At 42.6% G+C, this 24,324-nt stretch carries 21 protein-coding genes and 1 riboswitch; of the genes, 16 read left to right on the forward strand and 5 right to left on the reverse strand.

Features of this window, described 5'->3' with window-relative positions; all coding sequences use genetic code 11:
* Positions 1-6 precede the first annotated feature (6 nt).
* Positions 7-909: a UDP-3-O-acyl-N-acetylglucosamine deacetylase gene (gene lpxC / locus ACN6OV_RS00225; RefSeq protein WP_427948678.1), complete on the forward strand. Its 903-nt coding sequence runs from the start codon at positions 7-9 to the stop codon at positions 907-909.
* A gap of 97 nt (positions 910-1,006) precedes the next feature.
* Here the strand turns inward: lpxC and ACN6OV_RS00230 are convergent, their stop codons facing one another.
* Positions 1,007-1,447 (reverse strand): DUF721 domain-containing protein, encoded by a 441-nt coding sequence (locus tag ACN6OV_RS00230; protein WP_427948637.1) that lies wholly within the window; start codon positions 1,445-1,447, stop codon positions 1,007-1,009.
* Between the two features lie 108 nt (positions 1,448-1,555).
* Between ACN6OV_RS00230 and ACN6OV_RS00235 the strand changes: the two genes are divergently transcribed.
* From ACN6OV_RS00235 to recJ, 10 genes are all read left to right on the forward strand, one after another.
* On the forward strand, positions 1,556-2,263 hold the full coding sequence (locus ACN6OV_RS00235; protein ID WP_427948639.1) for a M23 family metallopeptidase: 708 nt from the start codon (positions 1,556-1,558) through the stop codon (positions 2,261-2,263).
* A gap of 318 nt (positions 2,264-2,581) precedes the next feature.
* A complete protein-coding gene (aceE, locus tag ACN6OV_RS00240; protein WP_427948641.1) occupies positions 2,582-5,284 on the forward strand; it encodes a pyruvate dehydrogenase (acetyl-transferring), homodimeric type in 2,703 nt (900 codons plus the stop codon).
* A 2-nt stretch (positions 5,285-5,286) separates the two neighbouring features.
* Positions 5,287-7,251, forward strand: coding sequence for a 2-oxo acid dehydrogenase subunit E2 (locus tag ACN6OV_RS00245; protein WP_427948643.1), 1,965 nt, complete (start codon positions 5,287-5,289; stop codon positions 7,249-7,251).
* Positions 7,252-7,375: 124 nt separating this feature from the next.
* Positions 7,376-7,522: riboswitch (yybP-ykoY riboswitch) on the forward strand.
* A 76-nt stretch (positions 7,523-7,598) separates the two neighbouring features.
* Positions 7,599-8,174 carry a TMEM165/GDT1 family protein gene (locus ACN6OV_RS00250; RefSeq protein ID WP_427948645.1) on the forward strand — a complete coding sequence of 192 codons (576 nt, stop codon included), beginning with the start codon at positions 7,599-7,601 and terminating at the stop codon, positions 8,172-8,174.
* Between the two features lie 181 nt (positions 8,175-8,355).
* Positions 8,356-9,153, forward strand: a complete 798-nt coding sequence (locus tag ACN6OV_RS00255) for an MBL fold metallo-hydrolase (RefSeq protein WP_427948647.1) — start codon at positions 8,356-8,358, stop codon at positions 9,151-9,153.
* A gap of 98 nt (positions 9,154-9,251) precedes the next feature.
* Positions 9,252-9,617, forward strand: a complete 366-nt coding sequence (locus ACN6OV_RS00260) for a YkgJ family cysteine cluster protein (RefSeq protein ID WP_427948649.1) — start codon at positions 9,252-9,254, stop codon at positions 9,615-9,617.
* A gap of 341 nt (positions 9,618-9,958) precedes the next feature.
* Positions 9,959-11,425, forward strand: a complete 1,467-nt coding sequence (gene guaB / locus ACN6OV_RS00265) for an IMP dehydrogenase (protein ID WP_427948651.1) — start codon at positions 9,959-9,961, stop codon at positions 11,423-11,425.
* Positions 11,426-11,544: 119 nt separating this feature from the next.
* Positions 11,545-12,876 (forward strand): phosphoglucosamine mutase, encoded by a 1,332-nt coding sequence (gene glmM, locus ACN6OV_RS00270; protein WP_427948653.1) that lies wholly within the window; start codon positions 11,545-11,547, stop codon positions 12,874-12,876.
* Positions 12,877-12,894: 18 nt separating this feature from the next.
* Positions 12,895-13,551 carry a pyridoxamine 5'-phosphate oxidase gene (pdxH, locus tag ACN6OV_RS00275; protein ID WP_427948655.1) on the forward strand — a complete coding sequence of 219 codons (657 nt, stop codon included), beginning with the start codon at positions 12,895-12,897 and terminating at the stop codon, positions 13,549-13,551.
* Complete coding sequence (recJ, locus tag ACN6OV_RS00280) at positions 13,552-15,255, forward strand: single-stranded-DNA-specific exonuclease RecJ (protein ID WP_427948657.1); 1,704 nt, start codon at positions 13,552-13,554, stop codon at positions 15,253-15,255. It abuts the gene before it with no gap.
* Positions 15,256-15,311: 56 nt separating this feature from the next.
* Here recJ and ACN6OV_RS00285 read toward each other — a convergent pair whose 3' ends face one another.
* A complete protein-coding gene (locus ACN6OV_RS00285) occupies positions 15,312-16,088 on the reverse strand; it encodes a putative porin (protein WP_427948659.1) in 777 nt (258 codons plus the stop codon).
* 329 nt (positions 16,089-16,417) lie between these two features.
* Entirely contained in the window at positions 16,418-17,266 is an 849-nt protein-coding gene (locus ACN6OV_RS00290; protein WP_427948661.1) for a porin, read from the reverse strand.
* Between the two features lie 183 nt (positions 17,267-17,449).
* Here ACN6OV_RS00290 and prfB point away from each other — a divergent pair.
* The 5 genes from prfB to ACN6OV_RS00315 all read left to right on the forward strand — a co-directional run bounded on the left by prfB (position 17,450) and on the right by ACN6OV_RS00315 (position 22,455).
* A protein-coding gene (prfB, locus tag ACN6OV_RS00295; RefSeq protein WP_427948662.1) for a peptide chain release factor 2 occupies positions 17,450-18,545 on the forward strand; the annotation gives its coding sequence in 2 pieces (ribosomal slippage) (positions 17,450-17,521 and positions 17,523-18,545; 1,095 coding nt in all).
* Between the two features lie 152 nt (positions 18,546-18,697).
* On the forward strand, positions 18,698-18,997 hold the full coding sequence (locus ACN6OV_RS00300; protein ID WP_427948663.1) for an ArsR/SmtB family transcription factor: 300 nt from the start codon (positions 18,698-18,700) through the stop codon (positions 18,995-18,997).
* 28 nt (positions 18,998-19,025) lie between these two features.
* Positions 19,026-20,114 carry an alkene reductase gene (locus tag ACN6OV_RS00305; RefSeq protein WP_427948665.1) on the forward strand — a complete coding sequence of 363 codons (1,089 nt, stop codon included), beginning with the start codon at positions 19,026-19,028 and terminating at the stop codon, positions 20,112-20,114.
* Positions 20,115-20,202: 88 nt separating this feature from the next.
* Positions 20,203-21,483, forward strand: coding sequence for a 3-deoxy-D-manno-octulosonic acid transferase (locus tag ACN6OV_RS00310; RefSeq protein WP_427948667.1), 1,281 nt, complete (start codon positions 20,203-20,205; stop codon positions 21,481-21,483).
* Between the two features lie 261 nt (positions 21,484-21,744).
* Complete coding sequence (locus tag ACN6OV_RS00315) at positions 21,745-22,455, forward strand: 16S rRNA (uracil(1498)-N(3))-methyltransferase (RefSeq protein WP_427948668.1); 711 nt, start codon at positions 21,745-21,747, stop codon at positions 22,453-22,455.
* Here the strand turns inward: ACN6OV_RS00315 and ACN6OV_RS00320 are convergent.
* Both ACN6OV_RS00320 and ACN6OV_RS00325 read right to left on the reverse strand, forming a co-directional pair.
* Positions 22,441-23,412: a mechanosensitive ion channel family protein gene (locus ACN6OV_RS00320; RefSeq protein WP_427948669.1), complete on the reverse strand. Its 972-nt coding sequence runs from the start codon at positions 23,410-23,412 to the stop codon at positions 22,441-22,443. The two genes, ACN6OV_RS00315 and ACN6OV_RS00320, sit on opposite strands and share 15 nt — an antisense overlap.
* Before the next feature lie 128 nt (positions 23,413-23,540).
* Positions 23,541-24,122, reverse strand: a complete 582-nt coding sequence (locus ACN6OV_RS00325) for a DUF805 domain-containing protein (RefSeq protein WP_427948671.1) — start codon at positions 24,120-24,122, stop codon at positions 23,541-23,543.
* Positions 24,123-24,324 lie beyond the last annotated feature (202 nt).

A 24,324-nucleotide genomic window follows, 5' to 3' on the forward strand; every position in this document is an offset into this window, starting at 1 on the left:
AGACACATGTTGAAACAACGTACCCTGAAACGCATCGTGAAAGCGAGTGGCATCGGACTGCATAGTGGGCAAAAAGTCATGATTAACTTTGTGCCACATCATGCCGATGGGGGAATTGTGTTTCGCCGTATGGATTTGAATCCACCTGTGGAAATTCCAGCAGATGCGATGTTGATTCAGGAAGCCTTTATGTGTTCGAACTTGGTGCAAGAAAATGCCAAAGTTGGAACCATTGAACATATTATGAGTGCGATCGCGGGCTTAGGGATCGATAATCTAATTGTCGAAGTGTCTGCATCAGAAGTACCAATTATGGATGGAAGTGCAGGGCCATTCATCTATCTATTAATGCAAGGTGAATTGGTTGAACAAGATGCACCGAAAAAATTTATTAAAATTCTAAAGCCCGTTGAAGCGCTGATTGATGATAAACGCGCAGCATTTCAACCACATGACGGTTTTCAGCTCAACTTTACCATCGATTTTGATCACCCTGCATTTAAGAAAGAATATCAATCGGCAACGATTGATTTTTCCACTGAAACCTTCGTGTATGAAGTCAGTGAAGCACGAACTTTTGGCTTTATGAAGGACTTGGATTATCTCAAAGCCAATAATTTAGCTTTGGGTGCGAGCTTGGAAAATGCCATTGGTGTGGATGATACTGGGGTGGTCAACGAAGAAGGTTTACGCTTCTCAGATGAGTTTGTTCGTCACAAAATATTAGATGCAGTTGGTGATTTATACTTACTGGGTCATCAAATTATTGCGAAATATGATGCATATAAGTCGGGTCATGCATTGAATAATCAGTTATTACGCAATGTTAAAATTGATCCAGAAAGCTACGAAATTGTAACATTTGATGACATAAATGACTGCCCAATTCGTTATGTGAGTGTGACATAAGTCATTGTCTTATAATAATGATGTTATATTGTAACAATAATAAATGTTAAATCTATCACATTTTGACACGTCGAATTCATTGCTTACAACTGAGCAGTTACTTTTTATTGCTTGCCAAACGCAGCATGGCTTGGCTAAGCTTAGGGTCGCTCACAAAGTCAGCAGCATTACGGAGTAAGTCCTGAGTTTCTGCACTGAGAGTTCTTGAAATTTTTTCAGGGGAATGGGGCGTTGGAGACGGAGTTCTCAGACGAACTTGAATCTTGTGTAAATCCTTGAATTCAGATAATTGTGACAATTGTGCAATATATTGTTTCTGTAGATAAGCAAGCTGACTAATCAACGCTTGATTTTCTCCAGTCAGCATGAGCACACCATTTAAATAACAAACGACTTGCCATTGTTCCGGTTGGGGTAATACAGGTTGAACAAGTTTCGTGAGTTTCTGCCATGCAGAAACTTGAGTTGAAAGAAACGACAAGTTTCCTGTTTTTCTGTGTTTTCTTGTTGGTTGAAAGACGTTGATCGGTTCTGACATACATATTTCCTACATATTTATGTCTTAATCTTATGCGCTCCTTTTATCTGATATCAAGGATGAAATCACACAAGGAAATAAAGTAAGAACAGTTTATAGAGGTTTTTTATGCATTTACGACGTGTTTTGTTGGCTTTTTCTTTGGCAGCTTCGGCCGCTTCAGTTGCTTTCGCAGATTTGGTAGAACTTAATCAAGCAGATTCATCAGATCGTATCGAACAACTGACCCGCACTTTAGCACAAGGTGCGTATTCAGACAGTGATAATATCGATATTCCAGCTCAAACTAAATTGAATGTTCAAATTCGTGAAAAATCAATTGAATTGAACAATGCCACAATTGCCAAAAAATACGGTTCAAGCGCAGTCTCTAAAAATTACTCTGCAGGTAATTACTCAAAAAATTCGAACAATCCCTATTCTTGGTTGATTGCACATCCATTACCAGATATGAAACGCGTAAGCTCAAATTATGGTGGGCGTACGATGGGTGGCCGTGCTGAAAACCATTCAGGTTTAGATCTTTCTGCAGCAAGCGGTACACCAATTTATGCAACTGGCCCAGGTATCGTGACCAAGTCAGGTTGGGGCACAGGTTATGGTCAATATGTAGAGATTAACCACGGTAATGGTTATCTTACGCGTTATGCACATGCATCACGTTTAATCGCACGTGTGGGCGACCGTGTAGACGCGGGTGAACATATTGCCAATGTGGGTTGTACAGGTCGTTGTACTGGTCCACATTTACACTATGAAGTAGTAAAAGATGGTCAACGCAAAAACCCATCAACTTATTTAGCAATGTTGCCTTAATTGAATAGATGAAGTGAATGGATTTACACTTCAGCATTAAGTCATCTAGTGATATTCAAAAGCCATGGTCTGAACCTCTACAGGCTGTGGCTTTTTGTTGTATCGCCTATAAAGATAAAATTATCACTGAAAAAAATAATGTATGTAGGAATAAATACCGAAATTGACCCAAAATTGTAATAACGTGTAATTAATCATCAATAAGTATTTAGTAAATAAATAATAGGGCAAAGTCGTATTCATCTGTAGCGATAACCGCGCTGCGCTGAAATGTGGTACTAATAGACGCATATATTTAGCACACAGGATAGGTGAAGTATGGCGTTTTATGGCGATACCGATGCGCAGGAAACCCAAGAATGGCAGGACGCATTTGACTCAGTTTTACAACATATGGGTACTGATCGCGCAGCATTTTTGCTTGAAAAACTCTATCAACAAGCAATTGCGAAGCACGTACCCATTCAGCGACTAAATACTCCTTACTTAAATACCATTTCAGTAGATGAACAACCTGCGATGCCGGGTGATTCTGACATGGAGCGCCGTATTCGTGCGTTGATTCGTTGGAATGCTTTGGCGATGGTGTTGCGTGCCAACAAAACAGGTGATGACTTAGGTGGTCACTTAGCAAGTTTTGCATCTTCTGCAACCCTATATGATGTGGGCTTTAACCACTTCTTCCGTGCCAATAGCGATAGCTTTGGCGGTGACATGATTTATTATCAAGGTCACTGTGCACCGGGTATTTATGCACGTTCATTCCTTGAAGGTCGTTTGACTGAAGAACATTTAAATAATTTCCGTCGTGAAGTCGGTGGCATTGGTTTACCGTCATATCCACATCCCTATTTAATGCCGGATTATTGGCAGTTCCCAACTGTTTCGATGGGTCTAGGCCCAATCATGTCGATTTATCAAGCACATATTCAAAAGTACTTGATGAACCGTAGTTTGATTAAAGAAGAAAACCGTAAAGTTTGGGCTTATCTTGGCGATGGTGAAATGGATGAGCCAGAAAGTACAGGTGCGATTTCACTGGCAGGTCGTGAGAAGCTCGATAACCTAATTTGGGTGGTGAACTGTAATTTACAACGTCTTGATGGTCCGGTTCGTGGTAATGGTAAAATTATCCAAGAACTTGAATCGCTTTTCCGTGGCGCAGGTTGGCGCGTGATTAAAGTCGTTTGGGGCCGTCATTGGGACCCACTACTGGCAAAAGATCAATCTGGTGCATTGAAAGCCATTATGGATGAAGCTGTTGATGGTGATTTTCAGCGTTATCAAGTGAAAGGCGGTGGCTATACCCGTGCACACTTCTTTGGAAAATATCCTGAAGCTGAAGAGTTGGTGAAAAACCTCAGTGATGAAGATATTGATAACCTAAACCGTGGTGGACACGACCCATTCAAAGTCTATGCAGCCTATGCTGAAGCGATGAAAGCTAATGGTCAGCCTACGGTAATTCTGGCGAAAACAGTCAAAGGTTATGGTTTGTCTGAAGAAATTGAAGCGGTGAATAAAACGCACCAAATCAAAAAAATGCAGCTTGAATCTTTGAAATATGTGCGTAATCGTTTCAACTTGCCATTTACCGATGAGCAGTTGGAAGAAGTGCCATTCTACCGTCCAAGTGAAAACTCGCCTGAATTGAAATATATGAAGGCACGCCGTGAGGCCTTGGGTGGCTATCTACCTGCACGTCGTAAGGATAGTGAAGTCTTGGCGATTCCTGAATTATCAGTCTTCGATGCTGTGCTTAAAGGCAGTGGCGGCAAAGAGCAATCAACGACCATGGTGATGGTACGTTTGATTTCATCTTTATTGAAAGAAAAAGCCATTAAAGATCGCGTGGTACCAATCGTACCGGATGAAGCACGTACTTTTGGTTTGGAAGGCATGTTCCGTCAACTCGGTATTTATGCGGCACATGGTCAGAAATATACCCCTGAAGACCAAGAACAGTTGATGCATTATCGTGAAGCCAAAGATGGTCACATGCTGCAAGAAGGAATTAACGAAGCCGGCGCGATGAGTGCTTGGGCAGCGTTAGGCACCAGTTATTCAACCAATAACTTGCCAATGATTCCAATGTACATGTACTACTCGATGTTTGGTTTCCAACGTATTGGTGATATTGCGTGGGCAGCGGGTGATGCGCAGGCGCAAGGTTTCTTATTGGGTGCAACCGCAGGTCGTACTACACTGAACGGTGAAGGCCTACAGCACCAAGATGGTCATTCGCATATCTTGGCCAATACCATTCCAAACTGTGTGTCTTATGATCCATGTTTCGGCTATGAGTTGGCAGTGATTGTGCATGATGGTTTACGACGCATGTATGTCAGCCAAGAACGTGTGTTCTATTACTTAACCGTGATGAATGAAAACTACGAGCATCCTGCGATTCCAGAAGGCGCCGAAGAAGGTATTAAACGTGGGATGTACCTGTTTGAACAAGACGAGAAAGCAACTGTTCAATTGATGGGTTCAGGCGTGATTTTGCGTGAAGTGATTAAAGCGGCGAAAATCCTGCGTGATGAATACCAAATCCATTCTAATGTCTGGAGCGTGACCAGCTTTAATGAGTTGGCACGTGATGGTATGGCGTGTGAAGAATACAACCGCTTGCATCCATTAGCAGAGGAGACCAAAGAAGCGTGGATTTCTCAGTTACTACGTGAGAAAGACGGTATCGTGGTTTCGGCAACCGATCACATGCGCGCCTATAGCGAACAAATCCGTGCTTACCTTCCAGACAACCGTCCATTTGTGGCGCTAGGGACAGATGGTTATGGTCGTTCAGATACACGTGGCAACTTGCGTAGCTACTTCGGTGTCGATGCTGCACACATTGTGGTGGCAACACTGAAAAAACTTGCCGATGAAGGCGAAGTCGATGCACGTTTGGTGAAAGATGCAATCTCGAGCTTTGAGTTAGATACAGATCGTCCAGTGGCTTGGGCACCTCAAACGACCCCTGAACTTCACGCTGTAGCTGACTACAAAGAGGAGAACTAATCATGCAAATTACGACTCCTGATATTGGTGTAGATAAAGCAACGGTCGCTGAAATTTTAGTTAAAGTCGGTGATAGTATTGCAGTAGATGACAGCATCGTGTTGTTAGAGTCAGACAAAGCCTCGGTTGAAGTGCCCAGCACGGCAGCAGGGGTAGTGAAAAGTATTGCGGTAAATTTAGGTGATAGCATTGCCGAAGGTGCAGTGCTGATCGAGCTTGAAGCAGAAGGTGCTGCCGCTGAGGTAACACCAGAAGCTGAACCGAAAGCAGAAGCTCAGCCAGCATCTGCGGAAGTGGCAACAGCTCAAACTGAACCTGCACCACAAACTGCTACTACAACCACCTCAGTTGTGGATGTACAAGTCCCTGATATTGGCGTGGAAAAAGCCACAATCAGTGAAATTTTGGTTGCTGTCGGTGATGAAATTGATGTTGATCAAAGCATCATCGTGGTGGAATCGGATAAAGCCACTGTTGAAGTACCAAGCACAGTTTCGGGGCGTGTGGAGTCGATTACGATCCATGCTGGCGATGTAGTGAAAGAAGGTGTAGTGATTTTAACAGTGAAAACGGCAGCTGCATCTGTTGCTGAATCTGCTCCTATGCAGGAAACCACGCAATCTGTAGCACCACAGGCGGCAACTGAAACTGTATCTTCGGCTGCAACGGCTACTGCTGTTGGGCCTGTTGAAATTGCAGTGCCTGATTTAGGTGTTGATAAAGCTGCGGTGGCTGAAATCTTGGTGGCTGTTGGTGATACGGTCGAAAAAGACCAGAGCATCATCGTGGTCGAATCAGATAAAGCAACGGTTGAAGTACCAAGCACCACGGCCGGTAAAATCACAGCAATTCATGTACAACTCGGTCAAAACGTTTCTGAAGGCGTGGCGCTCGTAACCATTGAAGCGGAAGATCAGGCTGCACCCGCAGCCAAACCTGTGGCATCAACACCTGCTCAAACAGCACCCGTATCAGCACCGAAAGCCGAGGCTCAAGTTGCAGCAGCACCAGCGACACAAAGTGTTGATAAGCTGACTAAAGCGCAAAATGCGGCAAATGCCAAAGTGTATGCAGGCCCTGCAGTACGTAAGTTGGCACGTGAGTTGGGTGTGGTGTTGGCAGATGTGAAAGCATCAGGTCCACATGCCCGCTTGATGAAAGAAGACGTCTTTGCTTATGTGAAAACCTGTTTGACTACGCCACAAGCTGCACCTGCTGTGCAAGCGGTTGCGCAAGTGTCAGGTCTGCCAAAACTACCAAGCTTTGATGCTTTTGGCGGAGTGGAAGAAAAAGCCTTGACCCGTTTGCAGCAAGTGTCGATTCCGCAGTTGTCGCTAAATAACTTTATTCCACAAGTCACGCAGTTTGATTCGGCTGATATTACTGAGCTTGAAGCTTGGCGTGGTGATTTAAAAGCTAACTTCAAGAAAGAAGGGATTAGCCTGACCATCATGGCGTTTATTATTAAAGCTGTGGCGCACTTGTTGAAAGAAGAACGTGAGTTTGCTGGTCACTTGGCGGATGATGGTAAATCGGTATTGCTGCGCAGTGAAATCCACATGGGGATTGCAGTAGCAACACCAGATGGTTTAACCGTACCAGTCCTTCGTCATCCTGACCAAAAATCGATTAAGCAGATTGCGGTGGAATTGGGCGAGTTGGGTCAAAAAGCGCGTGATAAGAAATTGTCACCGAAAGATTTACAAGGGGCGAACTTTACCATCACCAGTCTGGGTTCAATTGGTGGTACGGCGTTTACTCCGCTTGTGAACTGGCCGCAAGTGGCGATCTTGGGCATTTCACCTGCAACCATGCAGCCCGTATGGAATGGTGAGGGCTTTGATCCGCGCTTAATGCTTCCATTATCATTGTCTTATGACCATCGCGTGATTAATGGTGCAGATGCCGCTCGCTTTACCCATAAATTGACGAAGTTGCTGAAAGATATTCGTACTTTATTAATTTAAAGCGTTGTTTTCATTTTCGTTGATTCATTTAGCGAAAATGAGCACGATTTCAGAGAATAAAACCTTGCCTTGGCAGGGTTTTATTTTTTAAGTTTGATAAAACTAAACGTTTGCAATAAGATAGGCATACTTCATTGGGGAGTAGCCGCTTTTTACGCAAAGTAAAAAGGTGATGGTCAACATATTTGCTCTAAAACGAGCATGGTCATCATAGCAAAGAACCAAATGAGCTTTCCTATAAAGCTTTCTTTTGTTGGCAAGACCTTTGATTTACCACTCTGCAGATTTTTGGCTAGCAGGAGCGGTGAGTCATTGGTATTTGTTAGTGCTAGCCAGAGAAAGTTATCATGTATGAGTTCCTCCTCTCGACGGCCATCGTAGCTTTAGCTGAAATGGGTGATAAAACCCAACTGCTGGCACTATTACTGGCTGCACGTTTTCGTAAACCCGTCCCAATTCTCTTGGCCATTTTACTGGCAACCATTTTGAACCACGGTCTTTCCGCTGTTTTAGGTCAATGGATCACCACCGTCTTAAGTCCTGACGTTCTTATTTGGATTCTCTCCATTGGTTTTATTGCGATGGCGGCATGGATGTTGATTCCAGATGAATTGGATGATGAATCGGGAAGTATTCAAAAATGGCAAAAATATGGCGTTTTTGGTGCAACCTTTGTGCTGTTCTTCTTGGCAGAAATTGGCGATAAAACCCAAATTGCAACGGTGGCTTTGGCTGCGCGTTTTGACAGTATTTTTTGGGTCATGTTGGGGACCACATTCGGCATGATGTTGGCCAATGCACCAGCTGTTTTTATTGGGGATAAGCTGGCGATGAGATTACCGATTGCTTTAATTCATAAAATTGGTGCTGCTATTTTCTTGGTTATTGGTGTTGCGACACTGGCACAGCATTATTTCTTCTGATTCTCGATAAAAATTAAAAATCCCGACCTAAAAAATCGGGATTTTTTAATGTCGAATAGGTCTCAATTTATTGATATATCAAATGATGTTGGTCGTAAATACATTGTAAGTTTGTGTAAATCCATATATGTTGTAGGCATTAAAAAGTCTTTTAAGAACACAGCATTTTGAGGGGAAGGACATGGCTTTTGAACGTACGACATCACAGGTGCTTTATGATGATGGCAATCATAAATGTATTAGTTTTACCAGTTTGGTAAAAGGCGAGGGCGTTCAGGCGAACCAGTTCTTGATTATTGATAATGAACGCGCTGCGGTGCTTGATCCAGGTGGTGACTTGACCTATGTTCCACTGACCATGGAATTGAATAAATATACCCGTTTGAGCAATCTTGATTATGTCATGGCCTCGCATCAAGATCCTGACATTATTACCTCAATGCCGCGTTGGTTGGTGTATACCGATGCAAAAGTGGTGGCATCTAAATTGTGGGCACGTTTTTTACCGCATCTGAATTCGGCATTTATGAGTGACCGGATGAAAGGCAACTGGTTAGATCGTTTGGTGGAACTCCCAGACCACGGTCAAGTGATTACCTTGGGACAATCTTCGATTATTGCTGTTCCTGCACACTTCCTTCATTCCGTGGGTAACTTTCAGTTTTATGATCCGATTGCCAAAATTTTATTTTCAGGTGATATGGGCGCGTCGATGGTGGATGATGCCTCGAAACCGTTGGAAAACTTTGCCGCGCATATTCCAAAAATGAAAGGCTTTCATCAACGTTATATGTGTTCAAACAAAGTGATCCGTCTTTGGGTCAATATGGTGCGCACTATGGATGTTGAAATGATTGTGCCACAGCATGGCACGCCTTTTATTGGTAAAGAGCAGATTAACCAGTTCTTGGATTGGATTGAAACCTTGCAATGTGGTATCGATTTGATGGATGAAACGGTTTTTACCTGCCCTGAATAATGACCATAAAATTCAAAAAAAATAATTGAGTCTAAAGACAACATTTTTTAAAATTTTCGCCCAAAAAAAATCTTTTTAGATGACGAGAACTGAAGAAAATGTTGTCTCAAATCCCTACACCGGATGCATGTTTAAGCTGTGGCGCGTGCTGCGCCTATTACCGAGTTTCGTTTTATTGGGCTGAAGGCTTAAATATGCCTGAGCATTTTACCGAACCGGTGAGCGCAGTATATTCATGTATGGCGGGAACCAATCAAGGTACACCACGTTGTATTGCCTTGGGTGGGAAAGTGGGACAAGCGGTCAGTTGTCAAATGTACGAGGCGCGTAGTTCAAGCTGTAAAGAAGTCCAGATTGCGGATGAAAAATGCAATAAGGCGCGTATTGCGCATCAATTAATTCCTTTTGTGCCCCTACCTTTGCATGATGCAGAAAATGACGAAGATTTTGATCAAGTGAGTTAATTTAAAATCCAGTCTGAGAATCCGATGAGGTATTAGATGGATTAAATCGTACATTTAAGCGTGTCACAGCAAGAGCAGGATCCGCAGATCCTGCTTTTTATTTGTTCTTAAACAGGGCGTGATGAATATTTTCCAGTACTGACGATTTTTGTAATGCATCCAAAAAGCTATTGTTATGCTATAAAAATAGGCTTCTTTAGCCATTCTTGCGCTATGGATGCGATAAAACTCACGATAAAGTCGTGAAATTTGAAAGCTCAGCATAGAATTGCTGCAATAAAAATGAAAAATGAACGGAAATTTGTATATAATGGCTCACGGAAATTACCAGCGAGACTGTTATGTTGACCATCGTTCAAGAAGCCCTTACCTTTGATGATGTCTTATTACTCCCTGCCTATTCTACTGTTCTCCCAAAAGATGTCTCTTTAAAGACACGTTTCACTCGTGGCATCGATCTGAATATCCCACTTGTATCTGCTGCAATGGACACCGTGACTGAATCACGTATGGCAATTGCAATGGCACAAAATGGTGGTATCGGTATCCTGCACAAAAACATGGATATTACTGCACAAGCTGCAGAAGTTCGCCGCGTGAAAAAATTTGAAGCAGGTATGGTGAAAGATCCTATTACTGTCACTCCAGAAACCACTGTACGTGAGCTGATTGCTTTAACTCAAGCAAATAACATCAGCGGTGTACCTGTGGTAAAAGACGGTAAAGTGGTGGGTATTGTTACTGGTCGTGACACTCGCTTTGAAACCAATCTTGAACAACCTGTTAGCAATATCATGACAGGCCAAGACCGTTTGGTAACTGTTCGTGAAAACGAATCAAAAGAAAATATTCAAGCACTTCTTCAAAAAAATCGTATTGAAAAAGTGATCGTTGTGGGTGAACACAACGAATTGAAAGGCTTAATTACGGTGACTGATTTCCGTAAAGCTGAATTGTATCCAAATAGCTGTAAAGATGATCTTGGTCGTTTACGTGTCGGTGCTGCCGTTGGTACGGGTGCTGAAACCCCAAGCCGCGTTGAAGCATTGGTTGACGCTGGTGTCGATGCAATTGTGGTGGATACTGCACACGGTCACTCTGCAGGCGTAATCGAGCGTGTACGTTGGGTCAAAGCAAACTACCCACAAGTGCAAGTGATTGGCGGTAACATTGCAACTGGTGATGCTGCTCTTGCGTTATTAGATGCAGGTGCGGATGCGGTGAAAGTGGGTATCGGCCCTGGTTCGATCTGTACGACTCGTATTGTTGCAGGTATTGGTATGCCGCAAATCTCTGCAATTGACTCTGTTGCCAATGCACTGAAAGATCAAATTCCATTGATCGCGGATGGTGGTATTCGTTTCTCTGGTGATATGGCGAAAGCAATCGGCGCGGGTGCAAGCACCATTATGGTTGGTTCGCTTATGGCCGGTACTGAAGAAGCACCAGGTGAAGTAGAATTCTTCCAAGGTCGTTACTACAAAGCTTACCGTGGTATGGGTTCATTGGGTGCGATGGCAGGAGCAACAGGTTCTGCTGACCGTTATTTCCAAGACTCTAAAGCCGGTGCTGAAAAACTCGTACCAGAAGGCATTGAAGGTCGCGTACCATACAAAGGCCCAATGGGTAACATCGTACATCAAATGATGGGGGGGTTACGTTCATCTATGGGTTATACCGGTTCATCGGTGATTGAAGATCTGCGTCAAAATGCGAAGTTTGTAAAAATCACTTCAGCAGGTATGTCTGAGTCTCACGTGCATGATGTGACGATTACCAAAGAAGCCCCGAACTATCGCGTTGGTTGATATTTAGTAGCTTTTAGCTGAAAAGGCCGTCATTTATATGACGGCCTTTTTGTTTTTGGTGTAAAGTGTTTGCAGTAAAAAAGTGATGATATAGATCACCATTAAGAAGTGAGTACAACATGAGTTATTTCGGTACAGATGGCATTCGTGGTAAATTCGGTGAATTGCCTATTACTCCTGAATTTGCATTAAAATTAGGCTTTGCCGCAGGTAAAGTATTAAAACAATACAGTAAAAAAACCAAGCCAATTGTTGTGTTGGGTAAAGATACCCGTTTATCAGGTTATATTTTAGAGTCTGCATTGCAGGCTGGTTTAAATGCGGCAGGTGTGTATGTGCATTTACTTGGTCCATTACCTACACCCGCGATTGCCCATTTAACTCGTGCCCTGCATGCGAGTTTGGGCATTGTGATTTCGGCTTCACACAACCCATTTTTTGATAATGGGATTAAGTTCTTTTCCAGTGAAGGCAAAAAACTACCGGATGAACTGCAAGAAGCAATTAATCAAGAACTCGAAAATGATTTGGTGATCGAAGACCCTGCAAACTTAGGTAAAAGTGTGCGGGTGAAAGATGCTAATGGCCGTTATATTGAATTCTGTAAATCAACTTTTCCATACCATTTTGATCTATCTGGGCTAAAAATTGTGGTGGACTGTGCCAATGGTGCTGCGTATAACGTAGGACCTGCAGTGTACCGTGAACTCGGTGCTAAAGTGATTGCATTGTATAACGAGCCAGATGGTCTCAATATCAATAAAGATTGTGGTTCGACCCATCCTGAAAATCTACAACAAGCCGTACTCGAACACCAAGCAGATTTAGGCATTGCCTTTGACGGTGATGCTGACCGCGTGATTATGGTCGATAAAAATGGCCAACAAATTACTGGTGACCATATTCTGTATATCTTGGCAACGCAAGGCAATCATAAGCCAGCAGGTATTGTCGGTACAGTCATGAGCAACATGGCACTCGAAATTGCCTTAGACAAAGCTCAAGTTCCATTGCTGCGCGCCAAAGTGGGTGACCGCTATGTCTTGCAAGGCCTGGAAGAAAAAGGCTGGGTCATTGGTGGTGAGCCTTCAGGTCATATTCTGACTTTAGACAAGAGCACCACAGGGGATGCCATTATTGCTTCGCTGCAAGTGCTCACAGTCATGGTCGAACAAGGTAAGGCTTTACATGAATTGGTAGAAGGTTTTGAATTGCTACCGAACGTGCTAGAAAATGTGCGTTTAGCTGCGATGTTCGACCCCTATGCTGTTCCTGCTTTAGTGGCTGAATTTGAAAAAGCCGAAGCACAGCTCAAAGGTCGTGGTCGTATCTTGATTCGTAAATCAGGCACAGAGCCTGTGATCCGTGTCATGGTGGAAGGCGATAATCTTAAGGAAGTGACTGCATTGGCGAATCATTTGGCTGATGCTGTACGGGCGAATGCAGCTTAATTCATTGAGGACAAGTGCATGAATGATGTCATTAAGGATTTGAGCGAACTCCGTTTATCTTACCAAAAAGGTGAGTTACACGAAGATCAGGTCAATGCAGATCCACATGAGCAGTTTTTGTTATGGTTTAACCATGCCTTAGCCGCACAGTTGCATGAACCCTACACCATGTCATTGGCAACTGCTAATGCACAAGGTCGTCCACATGTACGTACGGTTTTATTACGTGGTGCAACGACTTCGGGCTATGATTTTTATACTAATTATGACAGCCAGAAAGGCAATGATTTAGCAGAAAATCCGTATGCTGAATTGTTGTTTTACTGGCAGGAACAAGAACGCCAGATTCGTATTTCAGGTCGTGTGGTAAAAATTGCTGAACAAGAATCGATTGATTATTATCATAAGCGCCCACGGGATAGCCAAATTGCAGCGCATATCAGCACGCCACAAAGTGGGGTGATTGCCAGTCGTGAAGAGCTGCAACAGCGTTTCCAAAAACTGCATGATCAAGTGGAAGGCAAAGCAACCCTTGCAAAACCGGAGTTTTGGGGCGGATACCGACTTGAGCCAGATTATTATGAATTTTGGCAGGGTCGTCCAAACCGTTTGCATGACCGTTTGTGTTATGAAAAACAACAGGATCAGTGGATTTTGCAGCGATTGATGCCATAAATGTCTGAACTTTTAATCAAACAACGTCCATATTTAACACGCCCTGAAGATATTCAGGGCGTTGCGCCGTTTATTGCCGATTTATTGGCACGACGCGGCGTCAGTTCAGCACAAGAACTTGAGCTAAAACTCAAGTATTTGCATGCCCCAAATTTAAAAGGCTTAGAACAAGCGATTGAACTGATTGATCAAGCGATTGATACACAGAAAAAGATTGTCATTGTCGGTGATTATGATGCTGATGGTGCGACCAGTACCGCCTTGATGGTGCTTGCCTTGCGTGAGATGGGGGCGAAAGTTGATTATTTGGTCCCTGATCGCTTTAAGTATGGATATGGTCTGACCCCTGCGATTGCTGAACTTGCTTTTGTCAGTTTTAACCCAGATGTATTAATTACCGTCGATAACGGTATTTCCAGTCATGCGGGCGTGGAACAAGCGCAGGCGCATGGTATGCAGGTGATTATTACCGATCATCACCTAACCACCAAAGATACGCCAAATGCAGAGGCGGTGGTCAATCCAAACCAATTGGGCTGTGAATTTCCAAGTAAAGCTTTAGCTGGTGTGGGCGTTGCCTTTTATGTCTTGGCTAATTTAGCCAGCTTGCGCAAAAAACTCGGTAAATCTACTGCAAATTTATCGCAATATTTAGACTTAGTTGCTTTGGGCACCTATGCCGATGTAGCCAGTCTCGATTTAAATAACCGTATTTTGATTGATGCGGGCTTGAAACGCATTCAACAAGCACTTTGCCGTCCCGGTATCAGTGCACTCCTCGATATCGCAGGGCGTGATCCTGCTCAATTAAAAGCGCAAGATTTAGGTTTTGTGGTTGGCCCACGCTTAAATGCAGCAGGGCGTATGCAAACCATGGACATAGGGATTGAATGTCTGATTGCACCTGATTTAAGTACGGCTTATCCATTGGCACAGCAGCTTAATCAACTCAATGTAGAACGTCGTCAGGTCGAAGGGCAGATTAAGCAGGAAGCTTTGGTTGAGCTAGAGCATATTCAGCTCGATCAGGATAATTTGCCTGCGGCTTTAATTATGTTTGAGCAACATTGGCATCAGGGCGTGATCGGGATTGTGGCAGGACGTTTAAAAGAGCAATTTCATCGACCTGCAATTGTTTTTGCTGCCGATGAAGATGGTCTACATATTAAAGGTTCAGCACGTTCGATTGAGGGTATTCATATTCGAGATTGCATTGAATCTGTGGCAGAACAACATCCACATTTGGTCAGCCATTTTGGTGGACATGCCGCAGCGGCAGGTTTGACCATTCTGAAAGAAAATTTTACTGAATTTAAAGTCGCTTTTGAAAGCTTAATTGCAGCTCAGGATGAAGACTTATTTCAAGCGACCATTTGGACCGATGGTGAGTTGGCTGATACAGCGCTTAATGTTGATACTGCGGATTTGTTGCAACACCTCAGTCCATGGGGACAAAAATTTCCTGCTCCTGTATTTGAAGGGCAGTTTAAAATTGTCGATTATCGCTGGCTGAAAGATGTACATCTTAAACTAAAATTGGCTTTGGAAAATGGTCAGATGGTTGAGGCAATTGCATTTAATGCTGCTGAAAAATATGAATTTAATCCAATGCAGGATCATGTACGTTTGGTCTATGAACTGGATAAAAATGAATTTAGAGGAAATGTCAGTTTACAACTTCGAGTCTTACATTTAGTTCAATAAACGCACATAAAAAACCGCTCCTTTGAGCGGTTTTTTATGTTTGTTACTTCCGGTGATTAGAAGCGGTATTTCGCTGCTACACCAAACTTGTTGTAATCGTTGTTGCCGACTTCACCGAAGCCCACACGACCTTCAAGGCTGACTTGCGGGGTAAAGAATTTACGTGCACTTACACCGAACTCGGTTTGATCATTAATATCGTTGCTTTGATAATCAGCACCAACACTTAATGTTTTGTCAATGAAGTAGTCAGCTGCTAGATTGAATTCATCTAAGTCACCGAATGCTGCACCGGCTTCAAGGTTAATGTCTTTACCATTGCTTAAAGTAGTCACATATTTGGCACGAAGTGTTGGATCGACACCATCATCATGATCTGTATCCCAACCTTTCACACCAGCGGCGATCAATAAGCCTGGAGCAGGAAGATAACCGACTTCAGCGCCATAGGTTGTTAAGTCGTTGTCTAGGTCATCATTGTCTTTTAAGTCGTGACCGTTCACGTTACCACTTAAATAGAAATCTGAATTTGGTACGAAGTACTCAGCACCAACACCGTATTTGTGTGCTTCAGCGTCACCAATTTCATCATATTGATATTGTGCGCTTACGTTACTTGCGCGGTCTAAGAATGCAGCTTCTGCAAGTGGTGCATTACGTGTTTGAACTGGATTGAAATAGTATGTGCCGTCTACACCGAAAGAGCCGCTTGAACTACCGTTGTCTGGATCGATTAGACCAGCAGATGCACCAATTTCTGCTTGATACGCGTTTGCTGTACCTGTAATGGCTAAAGCTGAAAGTAATGCTGAAGCGATTGCTAATTTTTTCATGCGGATGCTCCCCTCTGGAAAGTTGTTGGCTAATATTTAATACATTTTTTGTTACAACTTTCAGTCTAGAGCAATTTTAAAGATGGTCAATCACTGCAAAGTTGCAGATCTGTGTACTTGGTAAATTTGTGTAATTTTATTTTATTATAGTATTGATATTTAACGTTAATTTAATAATGTTTTGTTTTATTAAAACTGTGTAGATATTGTGGATTTATCATCTTTTTGGTTAATTAAAAATCTATTTTTAAAGAAATTATGACAACTCAAATAAAAAAGCACCTTAATTTAAAGGTGCTTTTTCTCATATTTTTTCGCTTCACATGCAATTAGAAACGGAACGTTGCATTGATGTTGAACGCTTGAACGTCATCACCAAAACCAACTTGACCACCCACTGCAAGATTTGGGTTTACAAAATATTTAGAGCGAATGGCAAAGAAGTCTGTGTCATCATCACCATCATCTACGATGTTATATGCTGCACCAATGCTGAATGCTTGGTCGAAGTAGTAATCTGCACCAATTGTTGCAGAGTCGACATCACCAAAAGCACCATCTGCTTCAAGATTGATATATTGACCATTATTTAAAGCTGTAACGTATTTTGCTTTCACCGCAAAACGGTTGTCGTCATCACCATCAGCATCGCCTTTATAGCCATCAATACCTGCAGCCAATAAAAGATTTGTCATAGGGAGGAAACCAACTAAAGCACGGTACGTTGTTGTGTCATAATCATCACTTGCTGAGATACCTGCAACTTTTACTTCTGCTTTTTCTTCTTTATAGCCAACTTCACCATTAAAGTAGAATTGTTCAAAGAAGTATTCGGCACCTAATGAAATATGGTGGCTGTCATATTCTGCTTTGCCTGCAATCGGACCAGAAACTGGAAAAAAATCTGATACATCAACTGTTTTTGTATCTAAATATTCATAGCCATATTTAGCATAAACATTGCTGTTGTGACCTAAAAATGCAGCTTCGTTTAATGGACCATTTTTAGGGTTTACTGAATCTAAATATAGCGTACCTTGTAAGTTGAACAAGCCGTTTGAATCTACGATATTGCTATCGTGATCAAAATAAGTAAAACCACCGTCAATTTGGCCATCATAAGCAAAACTTGAAGATGCAATTACAGCTAAGCCTAGTGCAAGTAATGTCTTTTTCATAAAACCCTCGAAAACATTATTGTTGTAAAAAAAATGTAATAAATAATAAAGCGAGCGTATTGTTCATATTCTGTACATTGAAGTCAATGATTGAGATTGCCAATTCTTGCTGAAATTGGATAAAAGCTCTGTGATATAATGATCGGCTATTTAAGCCAAAATTTTTGATTGAGAGTATTTCGCGTGGAAATTAATCCTTATCTATTACAGCTAAAAGACTTAAATGACCGTGGTCAAACACTACGGGGGTATCTTTGACTACGATCTGAAAAAAGAGCGTTTAGAAGAGGTTCTCCGCGAGTTAGAAGACCCCGCAATTTGGAATGATCAAAACCGTGCTCAAGCCATGGCCAAAGAAAAAGGCGAACTTGAAAACGTGATTAATGTCTTAGAAGGTTTGTCGACTCAGTTGGAAGATGCACAAGCCATGCTTGATCTTGCGGTTGAAGCAGAAGAAGAAAGCCTGTTAAGCGATGTGCAGGAAGAACTCACATCTGCTGAGGCTGAACTGGCTAAACTTGAATTCCGTCGTATGTTTAGTAATCCGATGGACCCAAATCCATGTTATGTGGAAATTCAAGCGGGTTCAGGTGGTACGGAAGCACAGGATTGGGCATCTATGCTCCTTCGTATGTACTTACGTTGGATTGAACGTCATGGCTTTAAAGCTGAAGTGATGGAAGAATCGGACGGTGATGTTGCTGGGATTAAATCTGCAACTATTCGTGTCGAAGGTGAGTATGCCTATGGTTGGTTACGTACTGAATCTGGTGTACACCGTTTAGTGCGTAAGTCACCATTTGACTCGGGTAACCGTCGTCATACCTCTTTCTCAGCGGTGTTTGTATCACCAGAAGTTGATGACAATATTGAAATTGATATTAATCCTGCTGATGTGCGTACCGATACGTACCGTGCGTCAGGCGCAGGTGGTCAGCACATTAACAAAACCGACTCAGCGGTGCGTTTAACTCACGCACCAACCGGGATTGTGGTGGCATGTCAGAACCAACGTTCACAGCACGCCAACCGTGACCATGCATGGAAACAGTTACGTGCAAAATTGTACGAACTTGAAATGCAAAAACGTAATGATGCTGCGCAAGCGTTGGAAGACACCAAGTCTGATATTGGTTGGGGTAGTCAAATCCGCTCTTATGTTTTGGATGACTCACGGATTAAAGACTTACGTACCAGTGTCGAAAGTTCAAACACGGGCGCAGTCCTTGATGGTGATCTTGATAAATTTATTGAAGCTAGCTTAAAGCAAGGCCTTTAATTTAAATTTATTAAAAAACAGAGCTCTATTCAATTTTGAAATGAATATCTAAAATAATCGATATAAAAATCGAAAAAATACGATATATTATATTCAAGATGCTGAATAGTGCTTTGTTGCTCATTTTTCATTTAATTAAACTCGTCTGAATTATGGATATTGATTTAATTTTTAAAGCACTTGCCAATCCGACTCGACGTCAAATTTTGGAATGGTTGAAAACGCCAGAACAGTTTTTGTCTGAAGAGCAGTGTGGTGGCTTTACGCGTGGGGTTTGTGCAGGCAATATCGAAAAACTCGGTAATGTTTCACAATCGACCATGTCAAATCATTTGTCTGTTTTGCAGCAGGCGGGTCTAATCCAAGCGGAAAAATATGGTCAATGGTCGTATTTTTCCCGCAATGAAGCACTGATTCAGCAATATATTGATTACTTGCAACACTCACTTTAATTTTTATTAAGGTGGGTTAGAGACAATAATGGCTGAACTTAATACTCCTCTTATTTTGGGTGATCTCCACCTGAAAAATCGCGTAATCATGGCTCCGCTTACACGTAGTCGTGCCACCGCTGATCGTATTCCTACCGCAATGATGGCTGAGTACTATGCACAACGTGCCAGTAGCGGCCTGATTATTTCCGAAGCAACAGTGATTTCAGAAGAAGCCAATGGTTATCGCAATACACCGGGACTCTTTACCGATGCACAAGTTGAAGGCTGGAAGTTAACCACTCAAGCAGTGCATAAAAAGGGTGGTTTGATCGTTGCTCAACTTTGGCATGTCGGTCGGGTCTCTGATCCTGAATTGCTCAATGGTGAAACGCCTGTTTCAGCCAGTGCTGTGCAGCAAGCGGGGCAGGTGAGTCTACTCCGTCCAAAACGTGATTATGTGGTTCCACGTCCGCTAGAAATTTCGGAAATTAAAACCATTGTCGAACAGTTCAAACAAGCGGCAATCAAGGCCAAACTAGCGGGTTTTGATGGCGTAGAATTACACGCAGCCAATGGTTACCTTATCGATCAATTCTTACAAACGAAGACCAATTTACGTGAAGATGAATACGGCGGAAGCGTTGAAAACCGTGCACGTTTATTACTCGAAGTGGTTGATGTATTGATTGAAGTTTGGGGTGCAGGTCGTGTCGGAGTACATTTAGCACCACGCGGTGATGAGCATGATATGGGTGATGATGATCCACGTGAAACCTTCGGTTATGCCTTAGAACAATTGGGTCAACGCAAGATTGCCTTCTTCTTTACCCGTGAATATTTGGCTGAAGACAGTATCAGTACTTATATGAAAGAGCGCTCGAATGGTGTGCCGTATATCGCTAATATGCGCCTCAGTCGTGAAGATGCGATGCAGCTTTTGGCATCTGGTCAAGCCGATGCGGTGTCTTTTGGTAAGGCTTATATTGCCAATCCAGATTTGTATGAACGTTTAGTGGCTAATGCAGCCTTGAATGAGTTGGTACTGGAAAATATGATCGGGACTGACGTTGCTGCGGGTTATATTGACTACCCAAGCATGCAAACACAATCTGGTGCAGACTGTTCTAGCAATTAATCGACTGGTGAATGCGCATTATCCATTAACATGTGGGTAATGCTCTGCTATATTCTGCCGATTCTATTTGATTTTTGAGCGACGACATTTGACTACTCCTTTTTGGTATAACGCTGCTTTGGCGCTGATTAAGCCGCTATATCAATGGCGCATTCAAAAACGTGCTGAAGATCATCAACAATATCAGCAAGAGTGTCTGGAACGTTTTGGGCCTTTTCAGCCGGTTAAAAATCTAAATGCGCTTTGGTTTCACGTTGTCTCTGTTGGTGAAACCAACGCAGCGCAGCCTTTAATTGAGCATTATCTAAAAATGGGTCATCCGGTTTTGGTGACCAATACCACCAAAACTGGTCAGGCTCGGGCTAAATCGCTATTTTTAAAAGCGCCTTATGAGGCGTTGTTTCAAGCGGTGTATTTGCCTGCCGATCAAAAAAAATTAGTCCGTACTTTTATTCAAAAATATCAACCGAAAATCTTGGCTTTGGTCGAAACCGAACTGTGGCCAAATTTGATTGATCAAGCGCAGCAATTGAACATTCCGCGATTATTGCTAAATGCACGATTATCGGAAAAGTCGGCGCAAGGTTATGGCAAAGTACCCAGTTTGACTCGCCCGATGTTACAAGGTTTGAATCAGTTGCTTGCACAGGATCAAGCGGCTTTGTCACGTTTTTTGGCGTTAGGAGCAGCACCTGCGACAAGCCAAGTGGTGGGTAGTATTAAATTTGATATTCATGCGCCTGAATATTTTATTGCACAGGCTGTACAACTGAAACAGGAATGGGCATTAACTGGTCGTAAAATCATTACGATAGCCAGTACCCATGCTCCCGAAGAACAAAAAATATTGAGTGCCTTAAAACCGTTTTTACAGCAGCATTCGGAGTTATTGTGCATTGTTGTGCCGCGTCATCCAGAGCGTTTTGATGCGGTGTTTGCAGAAGCGCAAAAGCTCAATTTACACACTCAGCGCCGCAGCCTATCTCAGCCAATTCAAGCGGATACTCAAGTGTATTTGGCGGACAGCATGGGAGAATTGTGGTTGTGGTTGGCTTTGAGTCAAGCGTGTTTTGTCGGTGGTTCTTTAAATGAGCCGGGTGGTGGACATAATATTTTAGAGCCGATAGCGCTGAATGTGCCCACGGTTTTAGGTAAGAATTATTTTAACTTTCAAACTATTGTCGATGAGTTTGTTACTGGCAATGCAGTAGAAGTGGTGCAAGATGCAGAACAAGCCGTACAGGTGTTATTTGCGTTGATTCAGGACACTGATAAAGCCAATGCTTTGAATACTGCGGCGCAGCAGATTATGCAAAAGAATATGGGGTCGCTGCAAAAGCATATTCAGGTGATTGATCAGTATCTTTAATCAAGTTATGAAATAAATTGTCTGTTGTATTGAATGAGAACAGCGGCATCTTGTTATTATAAACTTACAGTTTGGAGCTCTTATTTTACTTTTGTTTCGGCAAAAGTAACAAAACTATTTGTCATCCACAAAACTCGTCAGATACCGATTTTTTTCAAAGAACTAGCATAAACTTTATCTAACACATGCAGTGTTGCCTCGAACAGTTGTGGATGACCTTCACGCGTATCCAATGGCAGGTAAAAGAGAAAAAATTTATTTATGAACATTGTCCTTCTTGATCCACGACAAACTCAATCTGAATTTTGGACTATCAGTGCTAAACGCCAAGTTGAGCATTTAACAACTCATGTCGATGTGCAAGTTGGGGATACTCTAAAAGTCGGGATTCGGGATGGAAAGCGTTATTTAACCCAAATTGTCAGCATCAGTGATGAACGGATTCAGTTAAAAGCTTTACAAGAAGAAAGCGTTCCCGCTAAACATCCCGTGACTTTAATTGTGGCGATGCCACGACCGAAAGTGCTACGGCGTTTGATGATGGATGCGGTGACACTGGGGGTGGAAAAAATCATTTTGCTGCACAGTTATCGTGTGGACAAAAGTTATTGGCAAACGCCTTTTTTGCAGCAATTAGATCAATACGTGACCTTGGGGCTAGAGCAAGCGGGCGATACCATTGCCCCAAAAATAGAGCTGTATAAACGCTTTAAACCCTTTGTAGAAGATGTACTGCCCACGATGATTTCTACGGAACGTCCTGCCTATGTGGCACATCCCTATGCGGTGCAACGTATGCCGGCAGGCATTGATCATGACTGTAGCATCATCATCGGTCCAGAAGGCGGGTTTATTCCTTATGAAATTGACTTGCTCATTAAAAACGGCTGCCAAGCGGTGAGTCTGGGCAGCCGGATTATTCGGACAGAAACGGTAATTCCCTACGTGCTAGGGCGATTATTTAGTCACTGAAGTTTCAGGTTCAGTTTGATCACCACGATAGACTTTGACTTCCTGTACCGGATAAGGAATCGAAATACCGTGTTGATTGAAGGCTTGAATCACATGTTCTTGTACCGCGCTGATTGAGTTGGCGGTAGTGGTTTCAGTGGTATCCACCCACCAACGCACATTCAAGTTCACTGAAAAGTCGGCAAGTGCATTGACATTTACGCTAAAGCCCGGCTGGCTTAAAATGGTTGGGTCTTTGTCCAATATTGTCATGACAATATTTTTGGCTTTTTGAATATCATCTTCATAGCCGATACCAACTACAAATTCACAGCGACGACGCTGATAGGCAGTATTTACCGTGACGGCACTGGTATAAACCGTAGCATTTGGAATCACGATACGGCGACCATCGGGTGAACGTAAAAATGTGGCGCGAATCTGAATGTCCTCAACCGTACCTTCCATGCCCGACACAATAATATCGTCGCCAATTTTGAACGGTTCACCGAGTAAAATTAAAACACCGGACAATAAGTTCTGGAAAATATCTTTGAAGGCAAAACCGATTGCGACCGAACCGATCCCGAGCGCACTCATTAATTGGGCCGGTGTAAACCCAGGGATGGCCACTACCATGGAAATTAAGAAGCCAATAAAAATAATGGCAGAACTGCCGACACGGTTGAGGACCAACACCAAGTTTTGTTTGGTGTATGAGCGGTCAGCCAAGGCTTTACGGACAAAAAATTTAAACAGTTTGGACAGTAAACAAAAAATCGTGAAGACAAATAGCGCAATGCAAATATAGGGCAAGCGTTCCCAAAATCCATCCACAAACTTATCAATCGTCGAGTAAGCATCGTTATACTTTGCAGTGTGTTCGAGCACCGTTTGTGCGGTTTTTTCAGTTGCCTCTTGGAGGAGGTGGGTCGTACCTTGAGTCACATCACTCAAGGCATTGTCTTTGTCAGCCACGGGTTTTCCAAAGTCTAAAATTTTTGCGTATTTTGCCTGAATTTTAGCTTGAAAATAAGCCTTAATTACTGCGTGATAACCAGATGTATCAAAATTCAGACAGCGCTAAAAATGGGTGGAAGAGAAGATTAAAAATAATCCGTCCCTTGTTGAATCATTTCTGTTGGAGATTCCAATTCGCCTGTGCTGATTCGGTAGGAGGTGATGCTACCGGTCGCAAAAATAAAGAGGAGGGTCAGAAGAATCATCAACCAAGCCAGAATTTTTTCCCAAACAGCGGCAGGTCGAGGTGCGCCGTACGGATTGGTATTAGGGTTTCCTGAGGCCAACAGTAAATAGAAGATAAAAAACACGTTGAGGATGGGAAATAATAGCCAAAGCATCCACCATCCGGTTTTATTTAAGTCGTGCAATCTGCGGATGATAAATACACAGTAAAAATAAAAATAGAGTACTCCAATCGCCAAATAGGCCAAGCCCGAAACCCCAGTCAGTATGCCGACAAATTGGTGATTTAATGCCAAGGTATTAAAGCTAAAAATACCAACGGCCAGACTTAAAATCAGGAGGGCAAGAAAGGTGATGATATTCAGAAAACCATACCAACCAATCATGCTGAGTCGACCAAAACGTCCATCAGGGGTTAATGGATTGTCAACGGCAGGTGCCGATTTGCGTGAAAAGAACGAAGATGAGTCATGAGTAGTCATGGATGTAACCCAAATGTCTGGTGCAATACTTGATGTAGTTTAGAACTTTAGCGTGAAGAGAGTCATCAATATAAAGTGAATGAACGAACCAGATACTGAATTTAAACATGTTTTTGTTGATATTTTGACTATGAATATGTTTTAAATGGAATATAAGAATACGACCAAAGCCGAATTGAAGCGATTAAAAAATAATCGTCAT

The sequence above is a fragment of the Acinetobacter sp. genome (assembly GCF_050285345.1).
Classification (GTDB): domain Bacteria; phylum Pseudomonadota; class Gammaproteobacteria; order Pseudomonadales; family Moraxellaceae; genus Acinetobacter.

What these genes read in the sequence shown, in the direction of transcription:
- ACN6OV_RS00235 (WP_427948639.1), top strand. Translation starts at nt 1,556, where the DNA reads ATGCATTTACGACGTGTTTTGTTGGCTTTTTCTTTGGCAGCTTCGGCC.
- guaB (WP_427948651.1), top strand. Translation starts at nt 9,959, where the DNA reads ATGTTGACCATCGTTCAAGAAGCCCTTACCTTTGATGATGTCTTATTA.
- ACN6OV_RS00305 (WP_427948665.1), top strand. Translation starts at nt 19,026, where the DNA reads ATGGCTGAACTTAATACTCCTCTTATTTTGGGTGATCTCCACCTGAAA.
- pdxH (WP_427948655.1), top strand. Translation starts at nt 12,895, where the DNA reads ATGAATGATGTCATTAAGGATTTGAGCGAACTCCGTTTATCTTACCAA.
- recJ (WP_427948657.1), top strand. Translation starts at nt 13,552, where the DNA reads ATGTCTGAACTTTTAATCAAACAACGTCCATATTTAACACGCCCTGAA.
- ACN6OV_RS00250 (WP_427948645.1), top strand. Translation starts at nt 7,599, where the DNA reads ATGTATGAGTTCCTCCTCTCGACGGCCATCGTAGCTTTAGCTGAAATG.
- ACN6OV_RS00325 (WP_427948671.1), bottom strand. Translation starts at nt 24,122, where the DNA reads ATGACTACTCATGACTCATCTTCGTTCTTTTCACGCAAATCGGCACCT.
- ACN6OV_RS00260 (WP_427948649.1), top strand. Translation starts at nt 9,252, where the DNA reads ATGTTGTCTCAAATCCCTACACCGGATGCATGTTTAAGCTGTGGCGCG.
- ACN6OV_RS00255 (WP_427948647.1), top strand. Translation starts at nt 8,356, where the DNA reads ATGGCTTTTGAACGTACGACATCACAGGTGCTTTATGATGATGGCAAT.
- ACN6OV_RS00300 (WP_427948663.1), top strand. Translation starts at nt 18,698, where the DNA reads ATGGATATTGATTTAATTTTTAAAGCACTTGCCAATCCGACTCGACGT.
- aceE (WP_427948641.1), top strand. Translation starts at nt 2,582, where the DNA reads ATGGCGTTTTATGGCGATACCGATGCGCAGGAAACCCAAGAATGGCAG.
- ACN6OV_RS00230 (WP_427948637.1), bottom strand. Translation starts at nt 1,447, where the DNA reads ATGTCAGAACCGATCAACGTCTTTCAACCAACAAGAAAACACAGAAAA.
- ACN6OV_RS00245 (WP_427948643.1), top strand. Translation starts at nt 5,287, where the DNA reads ATGCAAATTACGACTCCTGATATTGGTGTAGATAAAGCAACGGTCGCT.
- lpxC (WP_427948678.1), top strand. Translation starts at nt 7, where the DNA reads ATGTTGAAACAACGTACCCTGAAACGCATCGTGAAAGCGAGTGGCATC.
- ACN6OV_RS00290 (WP_427948661.1), bottom strand. Translation starts at nt 17,266, where the DNA reads ATGAAAAAGACATTACTTGCACTAGGCTTAGCTGTAATTGCATCTTCA.
- ACN6OV_RS00315 (WP_427948668.1), top strand. Translation starts at nt 21,745, where the DNA reads ATGAACATTGTCCTTCTTGATCCACGACAAACTCAATCTGAATTTTGG.
- glmM (WP_427948653.1), top strand. Translation starts at nt 11,545, where the DNA reads ATGAGTTATTTCGGTACAGATGGCATTCGTGGTAAATTCGGTGAATTG.
- ACN6OV_RS00285 (WP_427948659.1), bottom strand. Translation starts at nt 16,088, where the DNA reads ATGAAAAAATTAGCAATCGCTTCAGCATTACTTTCAGCTTTAGCCATT.